The sequence below is a fragment of the Streptomyces sp. NPDC025638 genome, from assembly GCF_055558775.1.
On sequence record NZ_JBVHLX010000009.1, the window covers coordinates 28,159 to 43,599 of the forward strand.

Sequence of the window (15,441 nt, forward strand, 5' to 3'; positions counted from 1 at the left end):
GAGCCTTCCGGCATGTCCGGGGTCAGGTGGTGGTGAGTAGGTTCTTCACCTCCACGACGTCGGCGATGTTCTCCACCTCCGCCACCAGCCGAGCCGTGGTGGCCGACGGCATCCGTCCCGTCAGTTCCACGATGCCGTCATGCACGGCCACCTCCAGCGCGGCGCGGTCTCCCGGCGCGCAACAGGCCTCGATTCTGGCCTCGACCTCCGCCTGTATCGCTGCGTCATCCCTGATGAGGGCTTGGAGCAGCGCGTTGCGGCGCACGACCCCGACCAGGCGGCCCGCGCCATCGGTGACGGGTAGCCGCTTGAGCCGGGACAGTGCGGCCAGCCAGGCGGCCTCGGCGACGCTCGCGCCCGGGAGCACCGTGATCGCGGGGCTTGTCATCAGGTCGGCGGCCGTCTCACCGCGAGCCTTGCTGTGCATGCGTCGTTCACGCAGCCTTCCGACGCGTCCGGGCCGGTGGCCGGAAGCCTCGAAGGCCACTTTCGCCAGCAGATCGGACTCCGAGACGACACCGACGACGTGGTCCTCGGCGTCCACGACCGGGAGGGCGCCGACCTGCTCGCGCGCCAGCAGGCGGGCGATGTCCCGGTACGGCAGGTCGTCGCGCAGGGAGGCGGCGGGCACGTCCATCAGGTCCCGCACCAGGGGGACGCGGGGTTCGGGTGGCGAGGGTTCTTGCGCGGGTGCGGCGGCCGCCGACGCCGCCTGGGCAGTGCCGCGTGCCGGGGCCTGCTCTTCGGCGCGTGCGTGTTCGGCCGCAGCCGTGGCCACGGCTCCCAGGTAGCGGATCAGTATGTCCTGCCGATCCGGCTCGCGGGGGCTCCAGGGTCGGGAGGGCAGGCCCTGCCGGGCCTCGGTCCCCGCGGAGAAGTTCTCGTGGTGGTTCACGGTGGCCTCCGGAGTCCGTCGAGTCGCCTACCGTCCCAGTCTTCCGCTCTGGCCGTCGTCGCCAAGGGCCGAACGGCCCTGGTGGAGCATCGCGGCGGTCCTATCCGGTGCGGAGCGGGAGCGGAACGGTGAGACTGAAAGAGCAGCCGACCGGCAGGAGGCCGCCGATGACCCTGCGGGACTTCCTGGAACGGTTCCGTCCGGTGGGGACGCCGGGAGCGTCCGCCACCGGCGTGCCCGCCGACCGTACGGCGGAGCGGACGGCGGAACTGGAACCCGCCCTCGCACAGCTGACGGACGTACAGCAGGAGGCGGCAGCCATCCGGGCCGCCGCGGACGAGGCGGCCGATGTCATCCGACACGACGCCGCGCGGGAGGCGGAGCGCCTCGTGGCGGCCGCCCGTGAGCGTGCCCCCGAGCTGCGCCGGCAAGCCGCGGAACCCGTCCTCCGGGAGGCTCGGCGGGAGGCAGACGCCCTTCGCGCCGCCGGAGACGCCGCCGCCTCGGCGGTCCGGGAGCGGGCCGGAGAGCGCATGCCGGATCTGGTGGAGCGTGCGGTGGCCGACGCAGTGCGCCTGGCAGTCGGGCCGGGCGAAGCGTCATGAGCGCCGGCTGGGTGGCCGGGGCGGTGCGGGCCAAGGCCCTCGCCAACCGGTACCCGGGCGCCGACGGGGCACGGGAGATCGCGGCCTGTGCCACGCTCGACGACGCCCTGCGGTGCTTGGCGGCGACACCGTATTCGAGGTATGTGCGGACAGCGGTCGGTCTGCCCGAGGCCCAGCGGGCGGTGACCGCCACCTTGCTGTGGCATCTGCGAGTACTGGCCGGCTGGCTGCCCCGGGGCGGTGCTCGCCTCCTCGTTCCGCTCGCCGCGGGGTTTGAGATCGCCAACGTGGCCTCCCGGCTGCTCGCCCAGGACGGTCGCCGTACGGAGACTGCGGGGCCGTACCGGCTCGGGGCGCTCGAGACGGCCTGGCGGAGTCTGGAGCGTGCCGGGACACCCGCGGAGCTGCGGGCCACGCTCGCCACCTCGCCGTGGGGCGATCCGGGCGGCGACACGCCCTGGGCGCTGGTCACCGGAATGCGGATGGCCGCCGCTCGGCGCACCGCCGTCGTCGTACCGCAGGCGCGCACGTGGGCCGAGGGGCGCGCCGCCCTGCTGATCGCCCGCGAACTGTTCGTGCACCGGCGCACTCTGTCGACGACCGTGCGGCGTGACGCGGCGCGGCTGCTCGGGGCACGGGCGCCGTCCGCAGCCACCTACCAGGAGTTCCGCGAGGGCCTCCCCGCGGCGACCCGCTGGGTCGTGGCGGACGTGGCGGAGCCGGGCGGGCTGTGGCGGGCCGAGGCAGGCTGGTGGCGGAGAGTGCACAACGACGGCGCGGTGCTGCTGCGCGACGCCCGGCACGGGCCGGGCGTGGTCGTGGGCGCGGTCGCGGTGCTGTCCGTGGACGCGTGGCGGGTGCGGGCGGCGCTGGAATCGGCGGCGCGTGGCGGACGGCCCGGGGAGGTGTTCGATGCCCTGGCCTGACGCGCTGACGCCGGTCCGGATGCGCCGTGTGGCGGTGATCGTGCCGCAGGCGGCCCTGCGGGACGCGTTGGTGCGGATCGCCGAGGCGGGATGCGTCGAACTGGACCGCGCCGAGGAAGCGGCTCCGGGAGCGGCGGCGGCCCGGCTTCAGCGGCTGCGGGGGCGTGCCACGACGACCGGGCCCGAGGGAGCCGTCTCGGCCGTCTCGGCCGTCCTGGCCGCCGACATGCCCGACCTCGACCTCCTCGAAGCGCGGCGCAGCGTCGAATTGCTGGCCGGCGAAGCCCAGTTGGAGGAGCGCGCCGAAGGCGCGGTACGACGTGGGGAGGTGGCCGCGCTGGCCGGATGGTGCCCGGCCGGCCAGGTGCCCCGGGTGGCGGGCCGGCTGGCTGCCGCGGGCGGCGCACTGGTACCGCTGCCGTCCCCTCGCGGCACCGATCCGCCGACGCTGCTTCGACCGGGCAGGCCCGTGTCGTTCACGCCGCTGGTGACGACGTACGGGACGCCGGCCTACGCGGATCTCGACCCCTCGTGGCCGGCAGGCCTGGCCTATTTCGCGATGTTCGGGATCATGTTCGGTGACGTGGGGCATGGAGCGCTGCTGCTGTTCGGCGCGCTCGCGCTGCGCCTCGGGCGGCCCCGTCGGCTCGCCCGGTTCAGCCGTCTTTGGCCGTTCCTCGCGGGTGCCGGAGTCGCCGCCATGCTCGCAGGCACCGCTTACGGGGAGTTCTTCGGTCCGACCGGGCTGCTGCCGGTGCTGTGGCTGAGTCCCTTGGACAGTCCTGCCCGCTTGCTGGCAGCCGCCGTGGTCTTCGGCGCGGGACTGCTTGCCGTCGCGCATGCCGCCGGCGCGGTCAACCGCGTGCGCGAGAGCGGCTGGGCCACGGCGTTGTACGCGACGTCCGGCTGCGCCGGCCTGCTGTTCTACCTGGGGCTGGCACTGGCCGCGACAGGTCTGCTCCTGCACCGGCCGGTCGCAGCCGTCACCGGGGCCACGCTCGCTGTCATCGGGCTGGCACTGGTGGCCCTCGGGCTGTTCCGGGCCACAGCGGGCGGCGGCGCCGGATGCGCCGAAACGGTTGTACGGCTGTTCGACGTTGTCGTGCGTACGGGCACCAACACCCTGTCCTTCGCCCGGCTCGCGGCCTTCGGCCTCACGCACGCCGCGCTCGCCGACCTGGTGTGGCGCGGCACCACGAGCCTGGCCGGGCACGGTGCGGCCGGAATCGCGGGGGCGGCGCTGCTGTTCGCCGCGGGCACGGCCCTCTCGTTCGGTCTGGAGGCACTGGTGGCCGGTGTGCAGGCCCTGCGGCTGGAGTTCTACGAACTCTTCTCCCGGCTCTTCGAGGCGGAGGGCCGCCCGTTCCGTCCATGGCACGTTCCCCCGGCGGAACCTGCCGACAGTTCTACGAAGGTGATCCCATGCTCACCTGGCTGATCGTCCTGCCGGTCCTGGCCGCGGTATTCGGCGTCGTAGGGCTGCTGCGGCGGCGCCGGGCCGGACACGCCTTCCGCTGGCTGCTGGTCACGAACCTCGCCCTGTTGGGCAGCGCCGGTGTCGTTCTGGCCACCGCGCTCGTGCACCCTGCACAGGCGTCGGCCCAGGCCGCGGACTCCGGCGCAGTCAACGGGACGGCGCTGATCGCCGCGGCCGTCGCGGTGGCCGGGGCGTCGATCGGGGCCGCGATCGCGGTCGCCTACACAGGAGCGGCGGCTCTGGCCGCGCTGAGCGAGCGACCGGAAATCTTCGGCCGGGCAATGGTGATCGTCGGTCTTGCGGAGGGCATCGCCGTCTACGGACTGGTGGTCGCGATCCTGCTGATCGGAAAGGCATGACGATGGGCACCGTGGCCGCCATCGGCGCACGCACCAGCATCTGCGGTCTGGCCCTGGCCGGAGTGGACGTGCTGGTCGCGGAGGATCCGGACGCCGTCCGCCGCACCTGGCAGACGCTCCCGGGCACAGTCGGCCTAGTGATCCTCACGTCCGAGGCCGCCGAAGCGCTGGGGGCTGAGGCGATGGCGCCCGCCCCCTCACGGCCGCTGACCGTGGTGATGCCCCGATGACCACGTCCGTTGACGCGCTGGCTCCTGTGCGCACCGAGTTGCTGCGGGCGGCACGGGCCTCGGCCGACGCGGTACGGGAACGAGCGCGGGCCGACGCGGAGGAAACCCTGCGCGCAGCACACAGCACTGCTGACGAGGTGCTCGCGCGGGCCCAGTACCAGGGCGAGGCCGACGGCGCCGCCGGAGCGGCCCGGGAACGTGTGCGAGCGGTGCAGGACGCCTGGGCGACGGAACTCGCGGCTCGTTCCGAGGTCTACGGCGAACTCGGGGCCGCGATCCGCGAGGGCGTGCGCGGAGCACTGGCGGAGGGTGCCGTACCGCGGGCTCGACTCGCCGCTGCGGCGCGGGCGCTGCTCGGATCGCAGGCGCGGGTCACCGCTGCCGCAGGGGGTGGAGTGACGGCCGAGGTGGTGGGCCGGCGGGTCGATCTGTCGGCGGACGCTCTCGCCGAGCGTGCCCTGGAACGGCTGGGCGCGCAGGCCGAATTGCTGTGGAGGCCGCCGTGACCCCGCCCAGCGGCCCGGGGGAAGGCTCGCGGGCCGCGCACGCCGGTCCGGCACCGCTCCGGGGGAACGACACCTCCCGTCCGCGGATCCTCCGGGTCGCCGGCCCCTTGGTGGAGATCGTCTGCCCCGCTTCGGTCGCCATGCACGACCTGGTCGTGCTCGGTGCCGCCCGGCTGCCGGGCGAGGTGGTCGCCATTCACGGCGAGACGGCCACCGTCCAGGCGTACGAGTACACGGGTGGACTGGCCCCCGGGCATCCCGCGGAGCCCCAGGGCCACCCGCTGTCGGTGCGCCTGGCCCCGGATCTGCTCGGCGGCGTGTACGACGGCCTCCTGCGCCCCCTGGTCGGTGCCGGTGACCTTCTCATGGCAAGCGAGCCGACGGCACCACCGGAACTGCGCAATTGGGCGTTCGCACCGCACGTGGCCGACGGAGCGCGGGTCACCGCCGGGGACGTCCTCGGGGAGATCGGGGCGAGCGTGCCGCTGCGGCTGCTGGTGCCTCCGGGCCAATCGGGCGAGGTGACCCGGATCGCGGCGGCGGGCGAGCACTCCGCGGACGCCGTGCTCGCCGTGGTGGACGGTCACGAGGTGCGGATGGCGCAGTCCTGGCCGGTGCGAAGGGCGCGGCCGGTCGCGGAGCGGTTGCCGGCGGACCTCCCGCTGAACACCGGGCAGCGGGCCGTCGATCTGCTCTTCCCGGTGGCCCGCGGCAGCACGGTCGCGGTGCCGGGCGGTTTCGGCACCGGCAAGACCATGCTGTTGCAGCAGATCGCCAAGTGGTGCGATGCCGACGTGATCGTCTACGTCGGCTGCGGCGAGCGCGGCAACGAGATGGCGGACGTCATCGAAGAGCTGACCGAGCTGACCGATCCGCGTACCGGTGGGAGCCTGGCGGATCGGACCGTGACGATCGCGAACACCTCCAACATGCCGATGATGGCCCGCGAGGCGAGCGTGCACACGGGGGCGACGGTCGCGGAGTACTTCCGCGACATGGGCCTGGACGTCGTATTGATCGCCGACTCGACCTCCCGCTGGGCCGAGGCGCTGCGCGAGTTCGCCTCCCGCATGGGTGAACTCCCCGCCGAGGAGGGCTATCCGGCGGGTCTCGCCTCGCAGCTGGCCGCCTTCTACGAGCGGGCCGCCGCGGTGCGCACCCTCGGCGGCGCGACCGGCTCCGTCACGGTGATCGGCGCCGTGTCCCCGCCGGGCGGCGACCGCACGGAGCCGGTGACCGCGCACACCGAACGCTTCGTACGGTGCCTGTGGAGCCTGGACCGCGATCTCGCCTACGCACGGCACTATCCGGCCGTTTCCTGGGCGGAGTCCTTTTCGCGGGACGCCGCCGCGCTGGCCACCGCGCACGCCCGGGCCGGTGACCCCGAGTGGGCCGGGCGGCGGAGACGGGTGGCACTGCTGCTCGCCGAGGCAGACAGGCTGGCCGACCTCGTCGAGCTGGTCGGTATCACGGCCCTGCCGTCCCGGGAGCGGGTCAGCGTGCTCGCGGGACGGTTGCTGCGCGAGGCCCTGATCCAGCAGAACGCCCTGTCCCCGGCCGATGCCTACAGCGCCCCCGAGAAGACCGCGGCCCTCGTGGAGGCCGTGCTGACAGTGATCGACCGCTGTCTGGAACTGGTGGACAGCGGCGCCCAGGCGGACGCCGTCGAGGCGGTCGACTTCACCCCGCTGCTCCGAGCGCGCGAAGAGGCAAGCCCAGGGGAGACCGCTCCCGTGGCGGCGGCCCGGGACGCCGTGCTGGCCCGGCTCAAGGAGGCGGCATGAGCGGCCTCGCCGACGTCGAGTACACGGGCATACGGGAACTGCGTGGCCCGCTCGTGGTCGTCGAAGGCGTGAGCGACGTCGGCTGGGACGAGTTCGCCACGATCGTCCTCGGCTCCGGTGAACGACGGCACGGGCTGGTCCTGGAGGTGGACCGGGATCTTGCGGTGGTGCAGGTCCTGGAGGACACGGCGGGCATGAACCGGACCGGCACCCGCGTCGCGTTCTCGGGTACGCCGCTGCGGATCCCGGTCGGCAACGGATGGCTGGGGCGGGTGTGCAACGGGCGGGGCGAACCCGCAGACGGCGGGCCGCCGGTGCTGGGCGGGTCGTACGCGGCGGTGGGCGGCGCGCCGATCAACCCGGCTCGGCGGGAAACGCCGGACGAGCCGGTCCTGACCGGCGTCGGCGCCGTGGACGTCCTCACCACGCTGGTGCGGGGCCAGAAATTGCCGGTGTTCTCGGCGGCCGGGCTGCCGCATCTGGAGCTGGCGGTGCAGATCGCGGCTCAGGCGACGTGCGGCGGCGAGGCGTTCGCCGTCGTGTTCGCCGGCATGGGACTCACGCACGCCGACGCGGCGTTCGTCCGTGACGGGCTGGCCGCCCGCTCCGCCGCACGGGAACTGGCCCTCCTCGTCAACACGGCCGACGACCCGGTGATCGAACGGTTGCTCACCCCCCGTCTCGCGCTGACCGTCGCCGAACACCTGGCGTTCGCCGAGGGCCGTCACGTCCTGGTGGTGATGACGGACATGACGGCCTATGCCGAGGCGCTGCGCGAGGTGTCCGCCGCACGGGGCGAGATCCCGGCCCGCCGGGCGTACCCGGGCTACCTCTACAGCGACCTCGCGTCCCTTTACGAACGCTGCGGGAAGATCAAGGGCCGTCCGGGGTCGGTGACCGTGCTGCCGGTGCTCACCATGCCTGCGGGCGACATCACCCACCCCGTTCCGGACCTCACCGGGTACATCACGGAGGGCCAGATCGTGCTGTCCGCCGAGGTGCACGCGGCCGGCACATATCCGCCCGTCGACCCGCTGGCCTCGCTGTCGCGCCTCATGCGCAAGGGAGCCGGACCGGGCCGTACCCGCGCGGACCATCCGGCCGTCGCCGCACAGTTGATCGCCGCGCTGGCCCGGTCCCGGCAGGTGCGGGAACTCGCCGACCTGATCGGACGGTCGGCACTCAGCCCGACCGACCTGCGCCACCTCGACCTGGAGGACGCCTTCCGGAACCGGTTCCTCGCCCAGGGAACGGACGAGAACCGGTCGTTGGAACAGTCCCTGGACCGGGCCTGGGAAGTGCTGCTCACCCTGCCGCGCGGCCAGCTCGGCATGATCCCGGCCAACCTGCTCGACGCCCACGCCCCGCCGCAGGACAGGGAGCCGGCGTGAGCACGCACGGGCGTCGAGTACCACCGGGACGGGCCGGGCGGCTGCGGCTTCGGCGCAACCTCACCACCGCGCTGCGCGGAGCCGACCTGCTGGAACGCAAACTCCGGCTGTTGCTGGACCGGGAGCGCGCGCAACGGCGGGCGGCCGAGGACGCGGGCTCGGCATGGCGGGACGAACTGGCCGACGCCGATGCCTGGCTGGTGCGCGGGGTGCTGCTCGGTGGCGAACAGGCGCTGGCCCAGGCGGTGCCCGCGGACCGGGCCCGCGTCGGCGTCGAGTGGGCCGCGCTGATGGGCGTACCCCATCCCGCAGGCGTGACCTGGACAGCGCCCGTCCGCTCCCCGACGGAGCCCACACCGTCCAACACCGCGCTCGCGCACGCCGAGACGGCCTACCGTGCCGCGGTCCGCGCCGTCGCGGAGTACGCCGCTCACCAGGCGGCCGCCGAGTTGCTCGCCGCCGAAGCCGGACGGACCCGGCAGCGGGTTCGCGCCCTGCGCCGGCACTGGATCCCCCGGCTGCAGCGCGAACTGGCCTCCCTGGAGCTGGCGTTGGAGGAGACCGAACACGAGGAAGCGGTACGACGCCGCTGGGCCGCTTCCCACGGGGCCCGGTGAGAGCGGCGCGAGAAGCGCAGGACGATGGCGGGCCCCTGCCCGAGCCCGCCACCTTGCGGGCAACTGTCGTCAGTTGCCCTGCTGGATCTCGATGTGCTTGGCCTCCGCCTTCTCGGCGCCCAGGCCGACGCTGACAGTGAGCATGCCGTCGGTGTAGTCGGCCTTGACGTCGTCCTCGTCGGCGCCCGGCGGCAGCGTCACGCTGCGGCTCATCGTGCCGTACCGGATCTCGTTGTGGGTTTTCGTGACTTCCTTCTCGGTGCGTTCGGCCTGAACGGTCAGGACGCCGTCACTGATGAAGACGTCGAGGTCCCCGGGGGCCATGCCCGGAAGCTCCGCTCGCATCACGTAGCGGTCGTCCTCGATGAAGTCCTCGATGCGAATCGTGTACAGGTCACCCATCGTGGGCATCGCGAACCGGGCCGGAAGGTTCTCGAACCAGTCCGGCAACTCCGGGAACGCGAACTTCTGCCTGCGTGCCAGTGTGGCCATCGCCGTACCTCCTCGGCGGTTGTCCAGCCTGCCAACACCTCCAGTCCAGCACGTACAGGCCCGTACCGCTAAGTCCGAACAGCCCATGGCACGGTCCCTGAAGTCCCCCCATGATGGGCCGACAGGGACGAGACGAGGACCAATGGCCCCTGGAAACCCTGACCACGCCAGGTCTTGCATGAGATCAGCGGCACTGCTTCGCGCCACCGCAGGGAGGAGGCGAGCGATATGTCCGCTCCCGCACCGAAAAGAAGGAACGACCGGGCCGCGCCGAGGACCGCAGCCGAGACCGGCGCCTCGATGCGCGCCCGCGTGGGCGACGAGATCGTCGTGCGCGGCACCACGGCCGGGGTCGTCGCACGGGACGGCGAGATCGTGGGGCTCCACCATCCGGACGGCAGCCCGCCGTACGACGTCCGCTGGGCCGAGGACGGGCGGGTGACCCTGTACTTCCCAGGACCCGACGCCTACATCAGGCATCTGACGCCCGAGCCGCACCCGGCAAGCACGTCCGCGCACGCGTCGCCGGCTCCCGACGAGCCCCTGGCGGGAGGCCGCCATGTCGCGGCCCGGTGATCGCCGGCCTATCGTGGTGGGCGTCGATCCCGACCCCGGCCGACAGATGGCGCTGGCCTGGGCGGCGGACGAGGCCGCCCGCCGTCGGCTGCCGTTGCGTCCGCTCCACGTCGGAGGCGTGCCGACCAGGGGCTATCGGTTGCGCGAAATGCCGACCTGGGAGGAATGGGAAGAGGCGCTGCACAAGGCCGGAAGGCAGGTGCTCGATGAAGCCGTGGACTTCGTCAGTGCGCGGCACCCGCTGGTCGAGGTGAACGCTGTGCTCGCCGAGGGCGACGCCGTGCGCGCGCTGTGTGAGCAGAGCCGCGACGCAACGGCTGTCGTGCTGGGCTCGCGACATCTGAGCCGGGTCCAAGAAGTGTTCGGCTCCGCCTCGGTCGCCCTGCCGGTCATGGCCCACGCGCAGTGCCCCGTGGTCGTCGTACCCGAGCCGGAGCACATCACCCAGCAGCCCGCGTACTACGTCGTCGGCGTCGACGGCAGCGAACACTCGGCCGCCGCGGTCGACGTGGCATTCGAGGAGGCGGCCCTGCGTGGCGCCGAGCTGCGCGCCCTGTACGTCTGGGGGGCGGGCCCCCTGAGGATCTTCGACGAATACGCCCCGCAGCAGGAAGCACGCCGACTGCTCCACGAGACCGTGGCCGGCCGCCACGCCCGCTACCCGGAGGTGAACCTCCACCACGAACTGGTCGTCGGGCATCCCGTGCAGGTGCTCACCGACGCCTCCGCCCACGCGCTGGGCCTGGTGGTGGGGACCCGCGGCCACGGAGGCTTCACCGGCATGCTGCTGGGCTCGGTCAGCCAGGGAGTGCTGCACCACGCCCGCTGCCCCGTCATCGCCGTTCCGTCGAAGCCGACGTGAGGACGAGGCCTGCACGCCCTGGAGGGAAGGGACGCATGAAGGTCTCCGAGGTCATGACCGCCCCTGCGGTGTCCGTCACGCCTCACGTCTCCCTGCTTGAGGTGACCCGGCGGATGACCGAGTCCGCCGTCGGCTCCGTTCTCGTCGTCGAGGGCGGAACGCTGCGCGGCATCATCACCGACCGCGACCTCGCCGTACGCGGCCTGGGTGGTGGCCTGGGCCGGGAGGCGCCGGTGGATGCGGTGATGACGGCCGAGGTGGCCACGGTCGACGCGGACGACGACCTTCAGGTGGCCTACAGGATGTTCCGCCGCACCGGCGTACGCCGCCTGCCGGTCCTCGACGGCGGCAGGGTGGTGGGGGTATTGACGATCGACGACCTGTTCCTGGACGTGTTCCGGCGGCTGGCCGACCTGCTCGGACCGATCGCCTGGAGCGTGCTCCAGGAGCCACCGGGGCCGCCCTCGGCGGCGGGCGCCCGCCATGAGCCCTGAACCGGCCGAGCGGGGAGCGATCCCGCGTCGCGTGCCCGGGACGACGGCGCTGCACTCCGGTGGCCCGCCCGCGGGCACCCCGGCCTCGGCCGCCGGCCCATCCCGGGACCGGGGCGGCGCCCCCGGTCCGTCCATCCCGTCCATCCCGTCCATCCCGTCCATCCCGTCCATCCCGTCTCTGCCCGTCTCGGACGTCTTCACCGCTCTGGACGGTTCCCCGCGCGGGCTCACGGCGGCCGAGGCCGCCGCGCGGCTGGCCCGCTACGGCCCCAACGAGCTGCCCGGCGTGGGCCGTCGGCATGTGTGGAGGCAACTGCTCGCACAGTTCACCGACCTCTTCGCGGTGGTGCTGCTCGTCTCCTCGGCGATCACCTTCCTCGCCTACGCACTGGAGCGGCCCCGGGATCCGGCAACGCTTCAGCTGGCCCTGGCCATCCTCGGCGTGGTTCTCCTGAACGCGGGCATCGGTTTCGCGCAGGAGTACTCCGCCGAGCGCACGGCCGAGTCGTTGCAGGCGATGGTGCCGCACATCTGCCGGGTGCTGCGGGACGGGGAGCCACGGGAACGACCCGCTCGGGATCTGGTTCCCGGGGATGTCGTGCTTCTGGAGGCCGGAGACGCGGTTTCGGCCGACTGCCGGCTGGTCGAGGCGCACGACGTCGCTGTCAACAACGCGGCACTGACCGGCGAGAGCGATGCCGTCGCACGGGTCGCCGGGCCGGTGCCCGTGGGGCCGCCGCTGGAGGCGCGCAACTGCGTGTTCATGGGTACCGACGTGGTCGCGGGCACAGGCAAGGCGGTCGTGGCCGCCACCGGGACGGCCACCGAGTTCGGGAGGATCTTCCGCCTCACCGCCGCGGCACCGCGACAGAAGACCCCACTGCAGCGCCAGGTCGCGGCCATGGCCCGCCGCGTGGCCGGCGTCGCGCTGGCGACCGGGGCCGCCCTGTTCGCGGTGCGGGTGCCCAGCGGGCAGCCGTTCGTCGACACGTTCGTGTTCTCGCTCGGGGTCATGGTCGCCCTCGTTCCGGAGGGTCTGCCGGCGACGCTCTCGGTGTCGCTGGCGATCGGTGTGCGCCGTATGGCCCGTCGGCACGCGCTGGTCAAGCAGCTGCTGGCGGTGGAGGCGCTCGGCTCGACGAGCGTGGTGTGCACCGACAAGACGGGAACCCTCACGCAGGCCGAGATGACCGTCGTACGCGTGTGGGCGAACGGTGTGTCGCACGCTGTGGCGGGGGTGGGGTATGCGCCGGTCGGTGAGGTCGCCGGGGCACGGTCCGTGCGGGAGCTGCTGCGGACGGCGGCTCTGTGCAGCAACGCCCGGCTGGTGCCGCCCACCGGACATGACGGCTGGCGGGTGCTCGGCGACACCACTGAGGGCGCACTTCTGGTGGCCGCCATGAAGGCAGGCCTGGATCCGGCGGTGGAGGAGGCCCGGACACCGCGCGTGGCTGAGTATCCCTTCGACTCCGTCCGCAAGCTGATGAGCACCGTGCATCGCGACGAGGGCGGCAGGTACGACGCGTGTGTCAAGGGCGCGCCCCTGGAACTGCTCGCCCGTTGCGACGCCATCGACCGGGACGGCATACGGACGCCGCTCACGGAAGCCGCCCGCGCCGAGGTGGTCGCGGCCGCGGACGACATGGCCGGGCAGGGCCTGCGCGTGCTGGCGGTCGCCCGGCGGAGGGTGACGAGTCCTCGCCCCGCGCTCGGAGACGTCGAATCGGAGCTCACCCTGCTGGGGCTCGCCGGAATGTACGACCCGCCACGCCCGGAGGTGCGGGACGCGGTGGACGCGTGCCGACGGGCCGGGATCCGCATCGTCATGGTCACCGGCGACCATCCTCTGACCGCGGAGGCCGTCGCCCGCCGCGTCGGCATCGTCCGGGGACCGGCGCCGACCGTGGTGACGGGCGCGCAGGTGGACGCACTGGACGACGGCGGTCTGGACGCGCTACTGGCGGGCTCCACCGAACTGCTCCTGTGCCGGGTCAGTCCCGAGCACAAGATGCGCGTGGTCACCGCGCTGCAGCGGCGCGGTGAGGTCGTCGCCGTCACCGGGGACGGCGCCAACGACGCGCCCGCCCTGAAACACGCGGACATCGGCGTCGCCATGGGCGCCTCGGGCACGGACGTCGCCCGTGAGGCGGCTGTGATGGTGCTGCTCGACGACTCCTTCGCCTCCATCACCACCGCGGTGGGGCTGGGCCGTTCCGTCTACCGCAACATCCGCAAGTTCCTGATCTACCTGTTCAGCCACAACATCGCCGAACTGGTGCCGATCCTGGCGGCGACCTTCGCCGGCTTCCCGCTGGTGCCGATCACGGCCGTGCAGATTCTCGCCATCGACCTGGGTTCCGATGTACTGCCCGCGCTCGCGCTGGGCGCCGAGCCGATGGAAGCCGACGTCATGGACAGCCCGCCGCGACCGCGCCGGGAACGGCTCTTCTCGACCGCCGTCATGGGCCGGATCCTCTTCCTCGGCGGTATCCAGGCCCTCGGCGTGTGTGCCGTGTTCTTCTGGCACATCCACGCCTCCGGCATCCCGTACGCGGACTTCACCAGGGACGATCCCGTCTACCGGGAAGCGATCACCATGGTCCAGGCCGGCATCGTCGTCAGTCAGTTCTTCAACGCCCTCGCGGTACGCACCGACCGGCAGAGCGTGTTCCGGGCAGGTCTGCTGTCCAACCCCTGGCTGATCGGCGCCGGTTGCGTGGGTATCGCGCTGATGGCCGCCATCAGTTACGCGCCGCCGCTGCAGGCGATCTTCAATACCGCGCCGCTGGCACCCGCCGACTGGGCGGTTCTCGCCGGGCTCGGGGCACTGTTGCTGGCCGCCGAGGAAGCCCGTAAGTGGGTGCTCCGGCACCGAAGGACGTCCCCGAAGGGAGGGACACGATGAGAGTGGTCATCGTGGGCTGCGGCCGGGTCGGTTCCACCCTCGCAGCGCAGCTTGTGACCGAGGGCCATGACGTGCATGTCGTCGACCGGCTGCCCAAGGCGGGCAGGCTGCTGCCACCGAGCTTCCCCGGCACCTTCCACGTGGGCAACGGCTTCAGCCGCTCCGTGCTGGAAGCGGCCGGAATCGTCCACGCGGACGCGTGCGTCGCGGTCACCTCGGGAGACAACAGCAACATCGTCAGCGCCCGCACCGCCAAGGAGACGTACCGGGTTCCGGTCGTCCTCGCCCGCGTCCACGACCCGAGCCGCGCCGACATCTACCGTGACCTGGGCATCCCAACAATCTCCAGCGTCCGCTGGGCCGTCGGCCGTATTCACCAGATGCTGCTGCACCGGCACCTCACGCCGGAACTCTCCTTCGGGAACGGCGAGACCCTTCTGGTTCGCTCCCAGCTGCCGGCCTATCTCACCGGACGCCGGCCGACCGAGTTCGACGTCGACGGGGAGATCCGCGTCGTGGAGATCACCCGCGGCGGACGCTCGCTGCTGCCCGCCCATGGTGTCCTCGTCGAGCCCGGCGACCTGGTCACCTTCGCCGTCGCCGCGACCGCGCTCAGCCGTCTGCGCGGCTTCCTCGACAAGGAGCTGGGAACGTGAAGGTCCTGATCGCGGGCGCGGGCCGCCTCGGAACCCAGTTCGCCCAGGTTCTCTCCGCCGCACGCAACGACGTCACCCTCATCGAGCACGACGAGGGCCGCTTCGCGGAACTGGCAGGCATGCCATCGGTCAACCTCGTGGCCGGGGACGCCTGCGAGCCCGCGCTCCTGGCGCATGCGGGTGCGCTGACCTGCGACCTCGTCGTGGCCGCCACCGGGCGGGACGAGGACAACCTCGTCATCAGCCTGCTCGCCAAGCGCCAGTTCGGTGTGGGACGAGTGGCGGCGCGCGTCAACGATGCGGAGAACGCCTGGCTCTTCGGCCCGCAGTGGGGCGTGGACGTACCCGTGCCCGCCGCCACCCCGCTGATCTCACTCGTCGAGGAGGCCACCGGTGCCACCGACACGGTGGCACTGCTGCGGCTGAGCAAGGCGGGCGTCGAAGTCATCGAGACAGCGATCACCGAGGACTCCCGAGCCGCGGGGCGCCTGCTGGGTGAGATCACGCTGCCCGCCGGAACCGTGGTCGCCACCGTCGTCCGCGAGGGACGTCCCACGGTGCCGCGCCCCGATGAGCGACTCCTGCCGGGGGACGAAGTCCTGCTCGTCTCGCACGAGGCCACCGAGCAGGAGATCCATGCGGTCTTCCAGTGACCGGTCCGGGCCG

17 protein-coding genes are annotated in these 15,441 nt (G+C 72.7%); 15 read left to right on the forward strand and 2 right to left on the reverse strand.

Features of this window, described 5'->3' with window-relative positions; genetic code table 11:
* Window positions 1–22 precede the first annotated feature (22 nt).
* The gene (locus ACZ4EG_RS23255) at window positions 23–895 is read right to left on the reverse strand and encodes a CBS domain-containing protein (protein ID WP_467791908.1); all 873 of its coding nucleotides are present in this window, start codon (window positions 893–895) and stop codon (window positions 23–25) included.
* A 167-nt stretch (window positions 896–1,062) separates the two neighbouring features.
* Between ACZ4EG_RS23255 and ACZ4EG_RS23260 the strand changes: the two genes are divergently transcribed.
* The 9 genes from ACZ4EG_RS23260 to ACZ4EG_RS23300 are packed head-to-tail and all read left to right on the forward strand — an operon-like array spanning window position 1,063 to window position 8,790.
* Complete coding sequence (locus tag ACZ4EG_RS23260) at window positions 1,063–1,500, forward strand: hypothetical protein (RefSeq protein WP_467791909.1); 438 nt, start codon at window positions 1,063–1,065, stop codon at window positions 1,498–1,500.
* Window positions 1,497–2,426, forward strand: coding sequence for a hypothetical protein (locus tag ACZ4EG_RS23265; protein ID WP_467791910.1), 930 nt, complete (start codon window positions 1,497–1,499; stop codon window positions 2,424–2,426). The genes ACZ4EG_RS23260 and ACZ4EG_RS23265 overlap by 4 nt, the downstream gene beginning before the upstream one ends.
* Complete coding sequence (locus ACZ4EG_RS23270; protein ID WP_467791911.1) at window positions 2,413–3,864, forward strand: V-type ATPase 116kDa subunit family protein; 1,452 nt, start codon at window positions 2,413–2,415, stop codon at window positions 3,862–3,864. Before ACZ4EG_RS23265 ends, ACZ4EG_RS23270 begins: the two co-directional genes overlap by 14 nt.
* On the forward strand, window positions 3,849–4,262 hold the full coding sequence (locus ACZ4EG_RS23275; protein WP_467791912.1) for an ATP synthase subunit C: 414 nt from the start codon (window positions 3,849–3,851) through the stop codon (window positions 4,260–4,262). Before ACZ4EG_RS23270 ends, ACZ4EG_RS23275 begins: the two co-directional genes overlap by 16 nt.
* Window positions 4,259–4,492 carry a V-type ATP synthase subunit F gene (locus tag ACZ4EG_RS23280; protein ID WP_453549273.1) on the forward strand — a complete coding sequence of 78 codons (234 nt, stop codon included), beginning with the start codon at window positions 4,259–4,261 and terminating at the stop codon, window positions 4,490–4,492. The genes ACZ4EG_RS23275 and ACZ4EG_RS23280 overlap by 4 nt, the downstream gene beginning before the upstream one ends.
* Window positions 4,489–4,998, forward strand: a complete 510-nt coding sequence (locus ACZ4EG_RS23285; protein WP_467791913.1) for a hypothetical protein — start codon at window positions 4,489–4,491, stop codon at window positions 4,996–4,998. The genes ACZ4EG_RS23280 and ACZ4EG_RS23285 overlap by 4 nt, the downstream gene beginning before the upstream one ends.
* Entirely contained in the window at window positions 4,995–6,782 is a 1,788-nt protein-coding gene (locus ACZ4EG_RS23290) for a V-type ATP synthase subunit A (protein WP_467791914.1), read from the forward strand. The genes ACZ4EG_RS23285 and ACZ4EG_RS23290 overlap by 4 nt, the downstream gene beginning before the upstream one ends.
* The gene (locus ACZ4EG_RS23295; protein ID WP_467791915.1) at window positions 6,779–8,173 is read left to right on the forward strand and encodes a V-type ATP synthase subunit B; all 1,395 of its coding nucleotides are present in this window, start codon (window positions 6,779–6,781) and stop codon (window positions 8,171–8,173) included. Before ACZ4EG_RS23290 ends, ACZ4EG_RS23295 begins: the two co-directional genes overlap by 4 nt.
* Window positions 8,170–8,790, forward strand: a complete 621-nt coding sequence (locus ACZ4EG_RS23300; protein WP_467791916.1) for a V-type ATP synthase subunit D — start codon at window positions 8,170–8,172, stop codon at window positions 8,788–8,790. Before ACZ4EG_RS23295 ends, ACZ4EG_RS23300 begins: the two co-directional genes overlap by 4 nt.
* A 69-nt stretch (window positions 8,791–8,859) precedes the next feature.
* Here the strand turns inward: ACZ4EG_RS23300 and ACZ4EG_RS23305 are convergent, their stop codons facing one another.
* Window positions 8,860–9,282 (reverse strand): Hsp20/alpha crystallin family protein, encoded by a 423-nt coding sequence (locus ACZ4EG_RS23305; RefSeq protein ID WP_263204720.1) that lies wholly within the window; start codon window positions 9,280–9,282, stop codon window positions 8,860–8,862.
* A 228-nt stretch (window positions 9,283–9,510) separates the two neighbouring features.
* Between ACZ4EG_RS23305 and ACZ4EG_RS23310 the strand changes: the two genes are divergently transcribed.
* From ACZ4EG_RS23310 to ACZ4EG_RS23335, 6 genes are read left to right on the forward strand one after another with little or no spacing between them, the layout of a single operon-like run.
* Complete coding sequence (locus ACZ4EG_RS23310) at window positions 9,511–9,858, forward strand: DUF1918 domain-containing protein (protein WP_467791917.1); 348 nt, start codon at window positions 9,511–9,513, stop codon at window positions 9,856–9,858.
* On the forward strand, window positions 9,842–10,720 hold the full coding sequence (locus ACZ4EG_RS23315) for a universal stress protein (RefSeq protein WP_467791918.1): 879 nt from the start codon (window positions 9,842–9,844) through the stop codon (window positions 10,718–10,720). The genes ACZ4EG_RS23310 and ACZ4EG_RS23315 overlap by 17 nt, the downstream gene beginning before the upstream one ends.
* Before the next feature lie 35 nt (window positions 10,721–10,755).
* Window positions 10,756–11,214: a CBS domain-containing protein gene (locus ACZ4EG_RS23320; protein WP_467791919.1), complete on the forward strand. Its 459-nt coding sequence runs from the start codon at window positions 10,756–10,758 to the stop codon at window positions 11,212–11,214.
* Window positions 11,204–14,119: a cation-translocating P-type ATPase gene (locus ACZ4EG_RS23325; protein WP_467791920.1), complete on the forward strand. Its 2,916-nt coding sequence runs from the start codon at window positions 11,204–11,206 to the stop codon at window positions 14,117–14,119. Before ACZ4EG_RS23320 ends, ACZ4EG_RS23325 begins: the two co-directional genes overlap by 11 nt.
* Complete coding sequence (locus tag ACZ4EG_RS23330; protein ID WP_467791921.1) at window positions 14,116–14,775, forward strand: potassium channel family protein; 660 nt, start codon at window positions 14,116–14,118, stop codon at window positions 14,773–14,775. Before ACZ4EG_RS23325 ends, ACZ4EG_RS23330 begins: the two co-directional genes overlap by 4 nt.
* Entirely contained in the window at window positions 14,772–15,428 is a 657-nt protein-coding gene (locus ACZ4EG_RS23335; RefSeq protein WP_467791922.1) for a potassium channel family protein, read from the forward strand. The genes ACZ4EG_RS23330 and ACZ4EG_RS23335 overlap by 4 nt, the downstream gene beginning before the upstream one ends.
* The last annotated feature ends 13 nt before the right edge of the window (window positions 15,429–15,441 follow it).